Source organism: Duncaniella sp., assembly GCF_029056165.1.
Classification (GTDB): domain Bacteria; phylum Bacteroidota; class Bacteroidia; order Bacteroidales; family Muribaculaceae; genus Duncaniella.
This window is the reverse complement of sequence record NZ_JAIDBW010000049.1, coordinates 1-14,940: the sequence shown is the minus strand read 5'-3', so window position 1 is coordinate 14,940 and position 14,940 is coordinate 1. Positions and strand designations below refer to the sequence as shown.

At 48.2% G+C, this 14,940-nt stretch carries 13 protein-coding genes and 1 pseudogene; all 14 read right to left on the bottom strand.

Going from position 1 to position 14,940, the window contains the following annotated elements; translation table 11 throughout:
* Positions 1-860: pseudogene (locus tag K2G41_RS10945) on the bottom strand (ATP-dependent DNA helicase RecG); the annotation flags it as partial.
* Positions 861-936: 76 nt separating this feature from the next.
* Positions 937-1,674, bottom strand: a complete 738-nt coding sequence (gene ispD / locus K2G41_RS10940) for a 2-C-methyl-D-erythritol 4-phosphate cytidylyltransferase (protein ID WP_300118129.1) — start codon at positions 1,672-1,674, stop codon at positions 937-939.
* Between the two features lie 215 nt (positions 1,675-1,889).
* Positions 1,890-4,151, bottom strand: a complete 2,262-nt coding sequence (pnp, locus tag K2G41_RS10935; RefSeq protein WP_300118127.1) for a polyribonucleotide nucleotidyltransferase — start codon at positions 4,149-4,151, stop codon at positions 1,890-1,892.
* Positions 4,152-4,518: 367 nt separating this feature from the next.
* Positions 4,519-4,998 (bottom strand): hypothetical protein, encoded by a 480-nt coding sequence (locus K2G41_RS10930; protein ID WP_300118125.1) that lies wholly within the window; start codon positions 4,996-4,998, stop codon positions 4,519-4,521.
* Positions 4,999-5,038: 40 nt separating this feature from the next.
* Complete coding sequence (locus K2G41_RS10925) at positions 5,039-5,578, bottom strand: DUF4112 domain-containing protein (RefSeq protein WP_300118123.1); 540 nt, start codon at positions 5,576-5,578, stop codon at positions 5,039-5,041.
* Positions 5,579-5,640: 62 nt separating this feature from the next.
* Positions 5,641-6,276: a hypothetical protein gene (locus K2G41_RS10920; RefSeq protein ID WP_300118120.1), complete on the bottom strand. Its 636-nt coding sequence runs from the start codon at positions 6,274-6,276 to the stop codon at positions 5,641-5,643.
* 2 nt (positions 6,277-6,278) lie between these two features.
* Positions 6,279-6,734 (bottom strand): hypothetical protein, encoded by a 456-nt coding sequence (locus tag K2G41_RS10915; RefSeq protein ID WP_300118118.1) that lies wholly within the window; start codon positions 6,732-6,734, stop codon positions 6,279-6,281.
* A gap of 39 nt (positions 6,735-6,773) precedes the next feature.
* Positions 6,774-7,976 carry a hypothetical protein gene (locus tag K2G41_RS10910; RefSeq protein ID WP_300118116.1) on the bottom strand — a complete coding sequence of 401 codons (1,203 nt, stop codon included), beginning with the start codon at positions 7,974-7,976 and terminating at the stop codon, positions 6,774-6,776.
* A gap of 401 nt (positions 7,977-8,377) precedes the next feature.
* Entirely contained in the window at positions 8,378-8,854 is a 477-nt protein-coding gene (locus K2G41_RS10905; RefSeq protein ID WP_300118114.1) for an HNH/ENDO VII family nuclease, read from the bottom strand.
* A gap of 169 nt (positions 8,855-9,023) precedes the next feature.
* The gene (locus K2G41_RS10900) at positions 9,024-9,743 is read right to left on the bottom strand and encodes a hypothetical protein (protein WP_300118112.1); all 720 of its coding nucleotides are present in this window, start codon (positions 9,741-9,743) and stop codon (positions 9,024-9,026) included.
* Between the two features lie 56 nt (positions 9,744-9,799).
* Complete coding sequence (locus tag K2G41_RS10895; RefSeq protein ID WP_300118110.1) at positions 9,800-10,573, bottom strand: OmpA family protein; 774 nt, start codon at positions 10,571-10,573, stop codon at positions 9,800-9,802.
* A 24-nt stretch (positions 10,574-10,597) separates the two neighbouring features.
* Positions 10,598-11,128, bottom strand: coding sequence for a hypothetical protein (locus tag K2G41_RS10890; RefSeq protein WP_300118108.1), 531 nt, complete (start codon positions 11,126-11,128; stop codon positions 10,598-10,600).
* 3 nt (positions 11,129-11,131) lie between these two features.
* Positions 11,132-13,735, bottom strand: a complete 2,604-nt coding sequence (locus K2G41_RS10885) for an AHH domain-containing protein (RefSeq protein ID WP_300118106.1) — start codon at positions 13,733-13,735, stop codon at positions 11,132-11,134.
* Between the two features lie 198 nt (positions 13,736-13,933).
* Positions 13,934-14,152, bottom strand: coding sequence for a DUF6140 family protein (locus K2G41_RS10880; RefSeq protein ID WP_300118104.1), 219 nt, complete (start codon positions 14,150-14,152; stop codon positions 13,934-13,936).
* Between the last annotated feature and the right edge of the window lie 788 nt (positions 14,153-14,940).

Below are 14,940 nucleotides of genomic sequence, written 5' to 3'. Positions count from 1 at the left end.
AGGAGACGGTTCATCTGGTGACCGGTGGCCATGTCGGCACGGATTTCCTTTATGACCCTTTTCTGCGCGTTGGTCAGCGGGAATGGGAGGAATTGGGAATAGAATGTGTTGAAAAAATGTCCTATCCGGGGGAAATGGAAGCCTTGGGTGGAGAGCGTACGCCGGCGGGCATAACGCTGGATGTCGAGCTGCAGATAGAACAGTTCTTCGAATTTCAAGCGCAGGCGTGCCTGTTCGAGTATGGCCGGAGATGGCGGGTTGTGGATGGCCATTATGGCCTCGCGCAGTCCGATGAGACGATACTGCGCTATGATTTCCGGCGGGAGGGTTTCGGCCATCTGGTGGATGCCACCGAGGATGTCGGAGACGGCGGAGGCGAATGTGCGCGACGAGAACCCTCGGTTGCGCAGCTGTTCGGTGAGCGGATAGACTCCTCGGAAGCCTCCGCGCGATGAGGCGGCTTCGGGAGTATCGACTTCGGGGTGAACCATGCTCCAGCGGCCGTTGAATTGAGTCGGTTTGCCGAAGAGTATGTACTCTGTGGCGGTATGGTAGAGCTGGCGGAGTGATTTTATGCGTTGGAACCACACGACTTCCATCACTGCGCTACCGTCGGAGAAAAGTCCGACGAGACGCGTCTTTGCGCCTTCGCCCTGCACGGTGAAACTGATGAATTTACCTCGGACTTGAAGCGAGGGCATATCATCGCCTGTGAAGTCAATGATCCGATAGACGGAACGGCGGTCTATATAGTGGGTCGGAAAGTGGAAGAGAAGGTCATGATAGGTCCGTATGCCGAGATTCTTTTCAAGAAGTTCGGCACGTTTCGGTCCGATTCCACGCAGGAATTTTATGTCCATTCTCCGCAGACTGTTCATAGACTTGGATTATAGATGTATATTTGATGTGTGTGATGAAGATGGGTGGTTTTGGTGATCAGTTGCTGCTGTCGGCAGTCAGACGCAGGTAGAGTTCGGCTATGGCCATGTCGCCGGGATTGGTGACCTTGATGTTGCGTGGATCACCGCTGACAAGGCGCAGGGAAGTGAATCCGGCCGCTTCCATGACAGAGGCATCGTCGGTGAATGTCGGGAGTAGTTCCTGACGGTAAGCCGTGAGGAGTTTGCGAGCATGGAATATCTGAGGAGTCTGCACGGCGCGGAGTTTCGAGCGATCGACAGCGGCAGAGCTACCGTCCGTGGCGATCTGTCGGATCGAATCAGTGACCGGAGTCGCTGGTATGACTCCGTCGGCCTCCTTCAATCCTTCGATAAGGTCAGCGATAAGTGCGGGAGTGATCACGGGACGGGCTGCATCGTGGATGCTGATATAGCCATCCGAACCGGCGGGGATGAGTGAGAGGGCATTGCGGACACTGTGGGCGCGCGTGGCTCCTCCGGTGGTGATGAGATGAGGAAGTGTGAAAGCGTGGTCAGAACACATTTTCTGCCAGCCATCGACCATGTCGGCACTCAATACCACTATCAGTTTCCAGTCGGGAGTGGCTGCGTGGAGACGTTCGAGCGTAGTCATAAGCAACGGACGCCCATCAAGATCGCAGAACTGTTTGGGGAGATTGCCTCCGTAGCGCGATCCGCTTCCTGCGGCCACGATTATATGTACGTTGTCGGTCTGTGTGATCGGCTGATTGACGGCGGTATTGGTTGTCGGCATGATTGGGTTATGATTGTTTGATGGATGATGGAAGAGAGTGATCAGCTAACCGGTGTCGGGGGATACTTTGAATGAAAAACCCGGCAAGCTCCCGTGTGGGAACTCGCCGGGGCGTTTGATTCAATGGTATGGTAATTGGTTAACTAAGAGCGTGATTAAATCGCTTTAATCAGTCTGTTATGATGGATTGTTGGGATCTTTACAGTCGCTCGATATTAGTTGCGCGGACCATTGTTGTGGTTGTTGTCACGGCGGGGACCACGGTCTCCGTCACGACGCGGACGGTCGTTGCCTTCGCGGCGGGGGCGGTCGCCTTCACGGCGAGGACCGCGTTCGCCACGGGGCGCACGCTCGCGCTCAACGTAGCCTTCGGGTTTGGGCTGGAGTGCACGCATCGAGAGACGGTATTTACCGGTCTTCTTATCGATTTCGATGAGTTTGACTTCAAGCTCGTCGCCTTCCTTGAGACCTGAAGCCTCCATGTTTTCGAGACGGTCCCAAGAGATCTCTGAGATGTGGAGGAGACCATCGCGGTTGGGCATGAATTCAACGAATGCACCGAAATCAAGGATCGAGCGCACTTTGCCATGATAAACCTTGCCCTCTTCGGGGAGCTCAACGATGGCATTGATCATCTCAAGAGCCTTGTCGATCGAAGGTTTGTTGGCAGCGGCGATCTCGATATAGCCGCCTTCGGCGATCTCGTCTATGCTGACAGTGGCACCGCTGGCTTCCTGAATGCCCTGAATGATCTTTCCGCCCGGGCCAATGACAGCACCGATAAGCTCTTTGGGGATGAGCATGGAGACGATACGGGGCACGTGGGGCTTGTAGTCCTCGCGGGGTGCGGGAATCACTTCCTGAATCTTGTCGAGGATGTGCAGACGGCCTTCACGAGCCTGATTGAGAGCTTTCTCAAGGATTTCGTAGCTGAGGCCATCGACCTTGATGTCCATCTGGGTGGCTGTAATACCATCGCGTGTACCGGTCACCTTGAAGTCCATGTCGCCGAGGTGATCCTCGTCACCGAGAATGTCGGAAAGGATGGCATATTTCTCACCGTCGGAGATGAGACCCATGGCGATACCGCTGACGGGACGCTTCATCTGCACGCCTGCATCGAGGAGTGAGAGAGTGCCTGCACATACGGTGGCCATTGACGATGATCCGTTTGACTCAAGAATGTCGCTGACGATGCGGCAGACGTATGGGAAGTTATCGGGGAACATACGCTTGAGGGCGCGGTGTGCGAGGTTGCCGTGACCTACTTCACGACGGCCTACGCCACGGGGTGCGCGAGCCTCACCGGTCGAGAAGGGGGGGAAGTTGTAGTGGAGGAGGAAGCGTTCGCGGCCCTGATTGAGCACGTCGTCGAGGATCTTCTCGTCGAGCTTTGTGCCGAGGGTCACGGTTGCAAGTGACTGGGTCTCGCCACGGGTAAAGACTGCTGATCCGTGAGGTCCGGGGAGGTAATCTACCTCACACCAGATGGGGCGGATCTCTGTGGTCTTGCGGCCGTCGAGACGGATACCTTCGTCGAGGACGCAGCGGCGCATTGCCTCTTTCTCCACGTCGTGGTAGTAACGCTTCACCATTGCCTTCTTAGCCTCGCGCTCTTCTTCGGGGAGTGATTCGAGATACTCCTCGCAGATCTTGTCGAAGCTTTCCTGACGCCAGTGCTTGTCGGCACTTCCGGTCTTGGCGATGGCGTAAGCCTTATCGTAGCATTTCTCGCGGACATCCTTGCGGAGTTCCTCGTCGTTTGTTTCGTGGCAGTATTCACGCTTGACGGTCGATCCTACTTCCTCGGCAAGCTCCATCTGAGCCTTGCACTGCACCTTGATGGCGTCGTGAGCGGCGCGGAGGGCTGCGAGGAGGTCGGCTTCAGAAACTTCGTTCATTTCGCCTTCGACCATCATGATATTGTCGTAGGTAGCACCTACCATGAGTTCCATATCGGCCTTCTCAAGCTGCTCGAAGGTGGGATCGATGACGAATTCGCCATTGATGCGGGCCACGCGCACTTCAGAGATAGGACCGTTGAAAGGTATATCGCTCACTGCGAGGGCAGCCGAAGCGGCGAGACCAGCAAGAGCGTCGGGCATATCCACGCCGTCGGATGAGTACATTGTAACCTGTACGATAGTGTCGGCATGGTAATTGTCAGGGAAAAGCGGACGCAACACACGGTCAACAAGGCGGGATGTCAGGATTTCGTAGTCGCTCGCGCGGCCTTCGCGTTTGAGGAAGCCGCCGGGGAAACGTCCGTTAGATGAGAATTTTTCTTTGTACTCTACCTGAAGGGGCATGAAATCGACCCCCTCACCGGCCTCCTTGGCCGTTACGACTGTCGCAAGGAGCATAGTGTTGCCCATGCGCAGTTCTACCGCTCCATCGGCTTGCTTTGCGAGTTTGCCGGTCTCAAGTGTGATGGTGCGACCGTCAGGCAGCTCGATGGTTTTTTTGATTGGATTCATAAATTGTCTAATATTTCAGCTTGTGTAGTATAATCTTCGTTTTTGCAGCTTAATTTGTGGAGTGACATCGCGCGTGTTTACGCGGATTTTGCAAAGTTAACAATTATTTTGTAATAATTTAGCTATCCCACCATTAATAATTACAAAAACAGGCCAAAAACATGGTTTGAAGACACTGGAGGGCATCTGCGGGTGGATGAAAGGGCGGGCAGCAGGAATGGAAAAAGGATGTAAGGGGGAGTCTTCATGCCTCCTTACATCCGGCTTGCAAATTTATAGTATTAGCGATCGGAAAAGTTAGGATGTCCGAAAAAAGTCAGGCCGCTAAAATATTGAGAATAAGTGTGACTCTTAAAAGAGTTCGTGATCAGAACGTCAGGGCATAGGCATAAGCTCCGATGTGGAAAGCGATGCAGAACCGGCTGAACGAATAGAGGGCCGATGCTTCAAATTTGGCTGTCGCGCTGTTTGAGTAGAGCCAGCGGAGCGAAACCAGATCATAGAAGTTGGTAGCGGTGAACACGGCTGTGGCGATACCGCAGACTATACCGATGACTCCCCCGATGACCAGTTGACCGATGCTGCCGTGAGAGAGCATCAGAATGATGACTCCTGCTCCGGCTATCGACATGCAGAGGTTGATTACGTCGCCTAACGTGCCCTCTGTGGGTGACGATCCCATAAAAGCGATTATCAAGGAAGCCAAGGCTAATCTAATCCACATAGGCTTGGCCTGAAATGCGGGATCGATGGTGTGGTTGCTGATAAAGTACCAAATAAACGGCAGGAGGATGATCGCTCCCACTATTTCGAGATTGGCGATGAGCCATGAAATGAATACTCTCATTGCGGTGTGATGTTTGGATGATTGCTAAAAATGTGATTGATCAGGCAAACAGGCCGACTATCCAGTGATAGAGGCTCATCACGAGATTGTAGGCGACATAGAGGAGGAAGCCGACAGCGGCGAGGATCAGCACGCCGGTGGTCGCGCGCTTGTTGATCTCACTCATTGTCTCCGGATCATCCTCGACGTAGCCGACGATCAGGCGCGCCGCGATTTTATTGGATTTGTAGAAGGCATCCACGATGTCGCCCAACACTGGTATCCATCCTACCAGAAGGTCCAGCAGTGCTGTTGTCATTATGGCGATGGTGAGTTTCAGCGAGTGCAGCTTGAATATGGCCACGTAAATGGCGGGGAGGATGGTGAGGGACGATATGAGATCGCCGACGCCGGGGATGAGGAATCCGACTAACGGATCGAGGAACCAGTCGTCATACTTTTTAGCCATATACACGAGGTTGAACGACGCGGATTCGGACAGTTCCTCGGCCTGACGTTGCTCTTCCTTGATATACTCATTGACATCCTTGATGTGTTCCTTGTATTCAGAGAGATCGACGGGTTGGATAACATTTCCCATAGTTTGATGCGTATTGATTTCGGTCGGTCACGGATGGTGACCTGATGATCTGAATATATGTGTTAATTTACAGGTGTGATGGCCATCCGGGAAGGCTTGTTTCTGCGGCCCCAAGTGCCGTCATAGACATAGCGGTCGGTGGTCGATTTTGATTCGGTGGGTTCAAGATGCCAGTTGGAACGCTCGGAGGCATGTCCGAGATGGATGTACAGGTCGCCATAAGAGGAGACGTAGCCGTTGACGTCGAGCTGCGTTCCGTTGGAGTGGCGGTAGCGGCCTATCATGGTGCCGTCAGGTCTTAGCCCGAAAACCATGCTTACGTCCTGACCGGCAATGTGGCCGACACCTTTGTAGAGCTTGAGGTTCTTGGCGCGGGATGATGACAGGTAGTCGTCCCAAGCTTCATCTGATCCGAATTTCATGTCGGGATAGTCGTAGGCCGGCGATTTGGTGGCGGCGAGCCTCGTCAGCTGTGTTTCCTCGGAGGCCGGAGCTTCTGCGGCCGGAGCTTCCTCGGCTGTGGAGGTGTATGCTTCGGTTTTCTCGGTGGCCGGAGTTTCTGTTTTGACGGAATGCGAGTCACTGCCGCCGAAAAGCGAGATATGATTTCCCTGAAAATAGCCGATCCCGAAAATTATGGCGATGAGGAGTGCGAATTGCGAGAATGCGCGCATCCGTATGGCTGCGTATGTCGTCATGATCAGTAGGACGGGATGAGTTTGGCTATGAGGTTATTGAGTGAATTGTTGGTCATTTCGATGAGCGACATCATTGTTTCCTGTCGTGTGAGCGACGCATCCGAGACGTCGGCGCAGATGAGATCGACGGCGCGGTCCATCAGCTTGTCGAGCCTCGACTGGCAGAAGTTGAACTGCTTTTCGAGGATGGGCAATGACTGCTCGTAGATCTTCATGTCGCGCTGGGCTTTGAGCATTAGGCAGTCGAACGCGTGTTCGAGTTGTGCGCACTGCAGCTCGACCTGTGCGGCCGTATGGCGGATCTCGGCCATCTTGCAAGCCACGTTGTTGACCGTACCGCTCACTTGCTCGACGATGCTGTTTGAGTAGGCGGCGAGGGTGTGTATGTCGTCGATGGTCACCGGGCGGCTTGAATTGGCTATCTGCTGTAACTCTTCGTTGGAGGGATAAGTGTTCATGATAAGTGAAATGTGATTGAGGTGAAATAATCAGGTCATTTAGCGTGCGAAAAATGTGGATAGGAAAGCTGTGGTGGCGTTCTTCCGCTCGTAGTCGAAGCTTGGCTGCTCGATCTTGCCGCACCTGCGGGCTATCTGGTCATCGGCGTCGGAGGCTATCATCCGGCCTTTCTCGCAGTGGTGGAGCTTTGCTTTGAAATAGTTCTTATTGAAGATCTTGTAGGCTGCCGACAGTCCGGAGATACAGATGATGGTCCTGAGCCACCATGCCCCCGACAGGTAGAAAATGCAGAGCGCGATTATGGCGATCACCGTGAGCAGGAATGCGAACGAGATTCCGCCGTCGGGGTCGTAACCCACATGGCTGACCATCTCATCGGTGACGGCTGTGTAGTGATGGAAGCCCGGATTGCCTGTTATGAGCACGCGGACGCTCGGCGACGCGTTTTCGGGTGAGATCGTGCAGAGTGAATCCTTCAGTGCGTAGAGCGACAGCTGCGGGTCGGACAGCAGCATGATTTCCGCTCCCGAGAGATAACCGGTACTGTCGGCACAGCGTTCGATGGCTTTAAAAGGCTCTTCGGTGAAGAGCTGATTCATGATCAGGCCGTTGACGGCATAGTAGTCCGGCATCTCCGCTCCGGAGGTATGCCGTCCGGCCGCCCAACTGCGGTATTCCTTGTCGAGATACATCGCCAGTTCTACCAGAAAGAGGTTTGTGCGGTAGAGGTCGAGATGGCGGAGGGTCAGGGCGGAGAGACGGCGCGTCCTGTCGCAGTCAAGATCGGCCAAGGAATAGTTCGTAGTGGCCGATTTGTCGAGGAGCCTGCGGGACGTGTCGAGTTTCCGGCGTGCCTCGGTGAGCAGCCGGCTGATCTTGGCCATGTAGTTTTGCGCGATCATCTTTTTGAGGGTGATGTGGCGGTCGAGCAATTCGTTGTGCTTCTTTGCGGCTTTCCATTGCCCGAACGCTTCCAGACTCCGGGCCGCGATCTCAGCCCCTATCGCAATCTTGGACGCGCTCCGCGAGTCGCTCGAAAGGTAATTGAGGGTTGAGGAGACGGTCTCACGGATGAGTGAGGCATAGCCGTTGTAGATTTCGGGTATTTTGGCCTGAAGCTCGTCGAGTTGGGGCAACATTTCGGCCTCGATCCGTTTCAGATCGTTGGCCAGTGAAGTGATGGTGATGTCGTCGGCCTGCGTGGCGATGGATTGGCCGGTAGGATATGCAGTGCTGCTCATGCTTCGTTATGTGTGATTGGTTTATTAGACAGGTGTGTGGCGGAAAAATGCAAGCTGTGATCCGGTTGACCCGCCACACCCTCATGGATTTCGGTCAAGGAAAAAAGAGACAGGGCTCTGTTGGGTGTGTGGGAGTCACATTTATATTAAGGACGGTGCAAAGTTAGCATTCCCGATGGAATGCGGGAGGGTGCGGTTTGGTTCAAGTTGGTTCAGATTGGCCGTCCGGTCGGAATTTTAACACTTCGGCCGGTTCTGGCCTGTGGGGGATGCATAACAGGTTGATGTCCGTAGTGGGGGGAGGCGGTGTCAAAACAAACCCGGTTGCAGGGCCTGCGCTTGCACTGACCCTGCAACCGAAGATTTGGTTATTTCGACATAAACTTTAGTCCCTGCGCGAGTCAGTAGCAGTTCTTGAAATCTTTGAAACGGGCCATCCAGTGGGCGGCTTTCTCGTGGTCGAACTGCTGACGGTCTATCTCGCTTTCGCGTTTGGGGTGGAGGATGGGATTATTGCCGTCGGCCATGTGTTGCCAGTAGGTAAGCTCGGCAAAGGGCGAGTCCTGACGCTGCCCTATGTGGTGGAGCTCGTAGGGATCGCCGTTCTCATCACGCGGGGGGAAGCCTTCGCCCATGAGGTCGGCATTGTTCCAGTCTTTCCAACGGTCATAGTCGGCAAACTTTTCTTTAAGCCATTCCTTGCGGCAGTTGAAAGCCCTCCCGTCGATGGTCGGATTGGTGAGGGTGGGGCGGCCATTGACGATTTTCTCTACAAGGCCGGCCTTGATATATATCATGGCCTCCTCCTTGGAGCCGATGGCCTTGAAGATCGCATCCGACCACCCGGTCTGTCGCTGAAGAGATGAATAATTTTCCATGTCAATATGTTGGATTAGAAATTAGGCTCACTCTCGATATCTATCCTCTTAAATTCTCCTTTTAATCGAAGTTAAGTGATCTCCAAAAAATTTGTCTTAACTTTTGGAGTATAGTTCAGGGGTGGGATGAGTGGTGTGGAAAGCCTGTCGGATGGGATTAAAAATCTATTTATAGTTCTAAATAATTTGCTGATTCCCAAACGAGCCGGTAAATTTTGTTTTGTCGCTGAATCATGGTGATATATAATAGTATTACGACTAATAGCGACCATAGGAGACATGTATCCTCACAGTGAATATAGAATGCAACTATTAAGGCAACGAGTGGTATTAATGAGTTGCGAAGCAATGCTACTTGTGACTCAATAAAAGGAATGGCACCTAAAAGTTTTCGGTCATAAAGTTTATAGTAGAGACTATGATACACAGTGTGATTACCCATATTGTTCTTTTTTATGCATGGAATCCACTTAAGCCAATCCATCATAATATTCTTTGAAACTTTACCTATTATTATCAATAGATTTTTGACCTGTGATTTTGTCTGCCTATCCCGATTTACACCATGACTTTTGAGATATATATTTTCATTGTGGCGTAAAACTCTTAGCAGTTCGTTTTCAATGGCTTCATGATTATTTCTAAAACCTCGGAACACTCCATCACTTATCCAATTGTTTAAGAGACCTAGTACATAAGAAATTGATAATAAAACCACGGATTGTATGATACCAAGATCATTGATTGTGATATTACTCATGAAACACGTTGTACATTCATTTTGGAATAGATCTGGATTAAATAATAAAATAATGGCTGCCATGATAATCCCACCGGGGATTATCATGGCAAGTACGTCGTAGAGAGAAAATTTTGCGGATAAATCCATTGAAATGACTTTTAGATCAGTTAATACTATAGATTTGAGATTTCAATTTAAAGAGATTATTTTATACTTATCAGCACTCGGCGATAATCTTCGTTTTTGGGGAGATTGAACTCTGAATTTTTGGATTTGCCATACCATTGAGTTTTGATTTTACTCGCATCCACACCATTTTCGACAAAAGCAGCTTTGACGGCCTCGGCACGCTCGTGAGAAATATAATCGTTAGGAGCATCTTCTCCGATATTGCAGGCATATCCTTCAACAACGATCTCGTTTTCCTTCGATGTCTGATTGTAAAGGCTTATAATCTCCTTAATCAGGTTATAAGCATCTGTACTGATAGCAGACGACTTAAATCCGAATTGAACCGCCAAAATAGGAATACTCAAGATATTAGCTTTGTCAGATTTGGCCGCATCAACGTTTTGCGCTACAATGCGTTTGAAGTCTTCGATATTACTTACTGGGGCTTGTGTTGATATTGGTGCACTTGTAATTATAGCTGAGGAAAGATTAAATTCAACCTTTTTAATAGAGTCCACCTTGATATTAAGTGAGTCATTAATTTCAGAAATACCATCGAAGCCTAAGGCTGTTCGTCTATCAGGTCCCGCTACATAGAACCAAGCGATTCCAGCTCCTATGCAGCAGATGATGATTGCGCACGCGGTAATCAGTTTATTACGTTTGGACTTTGCAAGACAATCGTTGCACACTAATTCTCCATTCTTCATTTGTCCATTGTTCTGTGCCACCGGTTTATGACACTTTCCACACTCAACGCTACTTTGAGCTTGAGAATGTTGTGTTGTTTTTTTAGAATCTTCCATATATATGATTATTATGATTGTTTTTCACCAAAATTTCGATTTTACTTTGCATTCTTCAAATAATATGCCAGTAAGATTATTGGCAGTAATAGTATTCATTAAATCTTCGGAACAGAAGAAACTGCCAATTAGCTCTTCAGTTTTAAAAAGGCTGGGGTAATTTTGCTCATTGAATACCGGTTTTGTAACATCCATTATATCCCCTGTACTGAAGTATTTAATCTTACTCGATTTGAGATTAAGTGAACCTTTCAGAATAGGTATGTTTGATAGGGAATAAAATGTATCTTTCCTTATCAATATTGCGGAAAGGATTAGATCAGACAAATATGGTCTCAACTCTGTAACGGCTTTTTCATCTAAGCAAAACAACTCAGACATAATAATTGCTATATTAGGAATTAATGTTGAGTCCTCAGTAATCCAGTCATATCGGAAGTTTTTAAGTAATTCGGTAGTTTCGGATGTAAGTATAAGAGAATCCGTGGCATCATACGATTCAGCTATGTCTGCCAGCGCATAATTGTAATCTGTGGATATCTTAAATAACTTCATAAATTATATGGCTAGTGATAATTGTGGATTAAGTAAAGTTTGGGCGGCTTCGGTCGCTACTCCTTTACTTTGTTTGAATATACTTAATACTGTATGTACTTCATGAGAACGGTTGCCTATTGCAAAGCGTCCTTTGAATAAACCTTGTTTAAGATTATCGACTGTTTCAGCCAATATTTTTTGCATCATCTCAGGATTATTTACGTATTTTTGCTGATACTTTTTATATGTATTTATTAGTGTATCAGCAACTTCCTTTTCATATTTAGTAGAGTTGGGGCTGTGGTTTGATCCTTTAGCCAAGCCATAATATCCTAATTTCTTATTATTTCGGCCAAGCCATATGCCATTACATGGGTGATCTACAGACCCAAAATATTTAGTCCATATTTCACGGGCTTTACGTCCTGACTCTGTTGTTGGATTAGATGGGATAATATGGTGTGGTTCAACCTGTCTCTTAGGAAAACCCAAATATCGTCTAATCCTCTCATTTCTATGAACCCACTTATCAGTTCCTAACAATCGCATATTATTACCCAAATTCGTAGAATTTCCTTCAGCTGACAATACTAGTTGCTCCTTTAATTGTGGATTGCGTTTAAGAGAATTGAGGTATCCATTATATGAGATTGTTTGATGTTTTATTCCAGTTAGAATTCGTCCGGCGGCAATCATTGGTTTACGAGTATATTTATTCCGTACCAACGATCTTTCAATCTTTCTAGCACCACCTTTAATATTTACAACGCTTAGCTTAATAGCCTTGCCATAAACCTTCCCTTTTATAAACTTAATTGTCGTTTCCTTAGCAATATGTTTACCTGCTAATTTGAACCCAAGTGCTGCAACAGCACTTCGTGAAACATTTTTAAGAGGCTTTCCAAGAGGCTTTAAGGCTTTTGCGGCCTTGGGCACGGCAATCAGTGCTATATTTAGTGCAACCTCTGTGCCTAAGTTTTTCAAATGTTCCGAAGTATCTTCTCCAAGAGCATAAGCCTCTCCGGCATCTATTGCTGCAGAACCAATTGCCATTTCGGCATCAACTATGTTAATTGCCGTATTGACAACTTGTAAAACAGCAGCTACCGGGGCTAACACAACAGTACTTGCTGAAGCAACTTCTATGGTGGTCACGATTGCACTTGCACCCGTAATGTACCAATTGATTGTCTCTCGGTTACGCTTATAGAGTTCATTCGCCTTATGAATCGATGTATTTTCAACTTTATCAATATTTTTCGTCCTTTCCTCTGCTGAAGTCCATGTTCCCTCATCTGTTGGAAACCCATTAACAATTGGACCCTCGTAAAGGTCTCCGGAGGGGAATAAAATACTTGCCGAAGTTGGAAATTTGCTATTAGGTGTCCAAAAACCAGTTATACTCACTACTTCCCCATTCTCGACAAGATTTAGAGTGCCATCACCATAAATTTTACCATTTAAGAACTCTCCTTCGAAAGTAGTACCATCCTTAAAATGGAATATACCTAGTCCGGACATCTGTCCTTCAACGAACTCACCCTCATAAAAATTCCCATCTTTAAAGGTGTAGGTTCCTATTCCATCAATTAGATTCTCATGGACAGTCCCCTCGTATTTATCTCCATTTTTGAAGACGAGAGTACCATCTCCGTCCATCCATCCTTTTTCCCATTCGCCTTGATACGCAAACTCCGGACTCCGATAATATCCTTGACCATTCTGCAGACCATCGAGCCACTCTCCTTCATAAGAAGCTTTTTGTGTCTCATAAATATATTTGCCATTGCCCGAGAATTGATCATTGTCCCATTCCCCGGAATAGCTGTCTCCATTTGCAAAATATAAGTCACCAATACCAGCTCGTTTACCATCTACCCAGTTTCCTGTATAAAACGAGTTTCCTTCAACAGTCAGATTTCCTATTCCAGTTGGAAAGTTTTCAAACATTGAACCTTCATAAAAGAATTTGTCGGTACGATAGATTATAGTTCCGCAGATTTTTCCATTTTCCCAATCTCCAACAATTGTATCTGTGCCATTAATATATACTCCTGATCCGTTGTATGATCCGTCTTTCCACTTTCCAGAATATACCGAACCATCGGCATATTCCATCTTCCCGATACCATCCGGTTGGTTGTTCTTGATGTAGCCGTTGTAATGTCCGTTGTCCAGTTGGACATCAACAAGAGTTTGAGTTAAGTTACCATTACTCCATTCTCCACTTTTTATAGAGCCATCTTCTTTATACAGAGTACCTTCTCCATGAAATTTTCCATCAGCCCACATGCCGAGATAGTAAGGTTTTCCGTTTTTATACCATGCTACATATCCATGAGGCTTTCCATGCTGAAAGTTACCTATATAGATCTCTCCATTTTTATTATAGACACCATAACCATGGAATCTGTCTTCATTCAGTTCTCCGACATAATTTTCTCTGTCGGAGATATTGACGATATCGGTTTCAACCAATGCCCCATAATAGGCTTTAGCAGCCTTCTCCTCAATTACTGTACCGTTGTCGATAATAAGTAGCACTCCGTTGCCATGTGCCACGGAGTCAAATACTTCTCCTTTCCACTGATACGTTAGAGTAGGATCAGTATTGGAAAGCCACATACGTGTCCCATCCCCGTTGGATTTTACCCATGAGCCCTCGATGGAGGATATGCAGCTTGTCGCTAAAAGAAGTGTTGAAATTATAAGTAGAAGTATGTGATAATATTGCTTCATTGCTGTCTAAGATCGTTATTTGCAATCTTTTGGAATTAGTAACGGTATGATTAATTGTAATTGACAAATAAGTATGATTAGTTTTTAATTTATTCGTTGGCAATCGAGATATACCATGTTGAGGGCACCGGCCTTTTTGATATCGACACCGTAGATGCGCATGAATGCGTCGATGACGGGCTGGCCACCGTTTGTGGTTACCGGGTTGGTGAGTGAGTTGGTCACGACATCCACGGACATGCCTTTGTCGAGACGGATTCCGTTGCTCACTCTGTTTTGTTTGACTGTGATTCTGTAAAGCATGATTTTTTTCATGTTCGGCCGTCCCTCACTTTCGGCCGGGATGGGTATTAGATACGCAAAAGACGTGAGGCAGATCTGCTTCACGTCCTTCAATTTCAGGTATCGCCAAACACCCTAACAAACAAGACTTGAAGAAATCAGCCCCACGTCCATACCTGTATTGTATCAGGCTATGTACCTGATATATGCGGATATAGAGAAGCGGGCATTCTTCGTCGAGAGTCCGTCTGTTGTTTCTACTGATTTGGCGATTTCGAAATTGAGAACTTTCGGCAAGATGCCTTTTGCGTGGTTTCGTCCGGCATAGGCCCGAAACTCTATCCGGGCTGGTCGGCATGCGGACCGCCGATTGGCGAAACCAATTGCAAATATAGCTCTTTTCTCGAAGAATGCCCACTAAGACGGTAGAAATCTTCAAATGGGAAAACCATGTTGTAAAACATAGCGCGCAGTGATCACCGTCGGTCAGCGAATGTCATTATCTCAATATTAAGCTAAAGGATATATACACAAATGATATTAAAGGACGGTGCAAATTTAGCGGGTTGGAGGGAATCAAGGGCTGTCGGATTTGGTTCAAGTTGGTTCAAATTTGCTGCCGGGTGAAAAATTTAACATTTGTTGCCGCCCTAGGGGGTTGGGGGACGCGGAAATGATGTTGCCGCCCGGGCGTGGGATGCGGAAATGATGTTGCCGCCCTAGGGGTTGGTTTGTACGGACGCGGCGTGCCGCGTATGCCGAATGAAATAGTTTTTGCCCCGCGTGTATCATTACGGGCAGATGTATTC

Bases quoted from the DNA above. Each gene is read 5' to 3' on its own strand.
- K2G41_RS10915 (WP_300118118.1), bottom strand. From the start codon at position 6,734: ATGAACACTTATCCCTCCAACGAAGAGTTACAGCAGATAGCCAATTCA.
- K2G41_RS10930 (WP_300118125.1), bottom strand. From the start codon at position 4,998: ATGAGAGTATTCATTTCATGGCTCATCGCCAATCTCGAAATAGTGGGA.
- K2G41_RS10900 (WP_300118112.1), bottom strand. From the start codon at position 9,743: ATGGATTTATCCGCAAAATTTTCTCTCTACGACGTACTTGCCATGATA.
- ispD (WP_300118129.1), bottom strand. From the start codon at position 1,674: ATGCCGACAACCAATACCGCCGTCAATCAGCCGATCACACAGACCGAC.
- K2G41_RS10920 (WP_300118120.1), bottom strand. From the start codon at position 6,276: ATGACGACATACGCAGCCATACGGATGCGCGCATTCTCGCAATTCGCA.
- K2G41_RS10895 (WP_300118110.1), bottom strand. From the start codon at position 10,573: ATGGAAGATTCTAAAAAAACAACACAACATTCTCAAGCTCAAAGTAGC.
- K2G41_RS10925 (WP_300118123.1), bottom strand. From the start codon at position 5,578: ATGGGAAATGTTATCCAACCCGTCGATCTCTCTGAATACAAGGAACAC.
- K2G41_RS10880 (WP_300118104.1), bottom strand. From the start codon at position 14,152: ATGCTTTACAGAATCACAGTCAAACAAAACAGAGTGAGCAACGGAATC.
- K2G41_RS10890 (WP_300118108.1), bottom strand. From the start codon at position 11,128: ATGAAGTTATTTAAGATATCCACAGATTACAATTATGCGCTGGCAGAC.
- pnp (WP_300118127.1), bottom strand. From the start codon at position 4,151: ATGAATCCAATCAAAAAAACCATCGAGCTGCCTGACGGTCGCACCATC.
- K2G41_RS10885 (WP_300118106.1), bottom strand. From the start codon at position 13,735: ATGTGGCTTTCCAATACTGATCCTACTCTAACGTATCAGTGGAAAGGA.
- K2G41_RS10910 (WP_300118116.1), bottom strand. From the start codon at position 7,976: ATGAGCAGCACTGCATATCCTACCGGCCAATCCATCGCCACGCAGGCC.
- K2G41_RS10905 (WP_300118114.1), bottom strand. From the start codon at position 8,854: ATGGAAAATTATTCATCTCTTCAGCGACAGACCGGGTGGTCGGATGCG.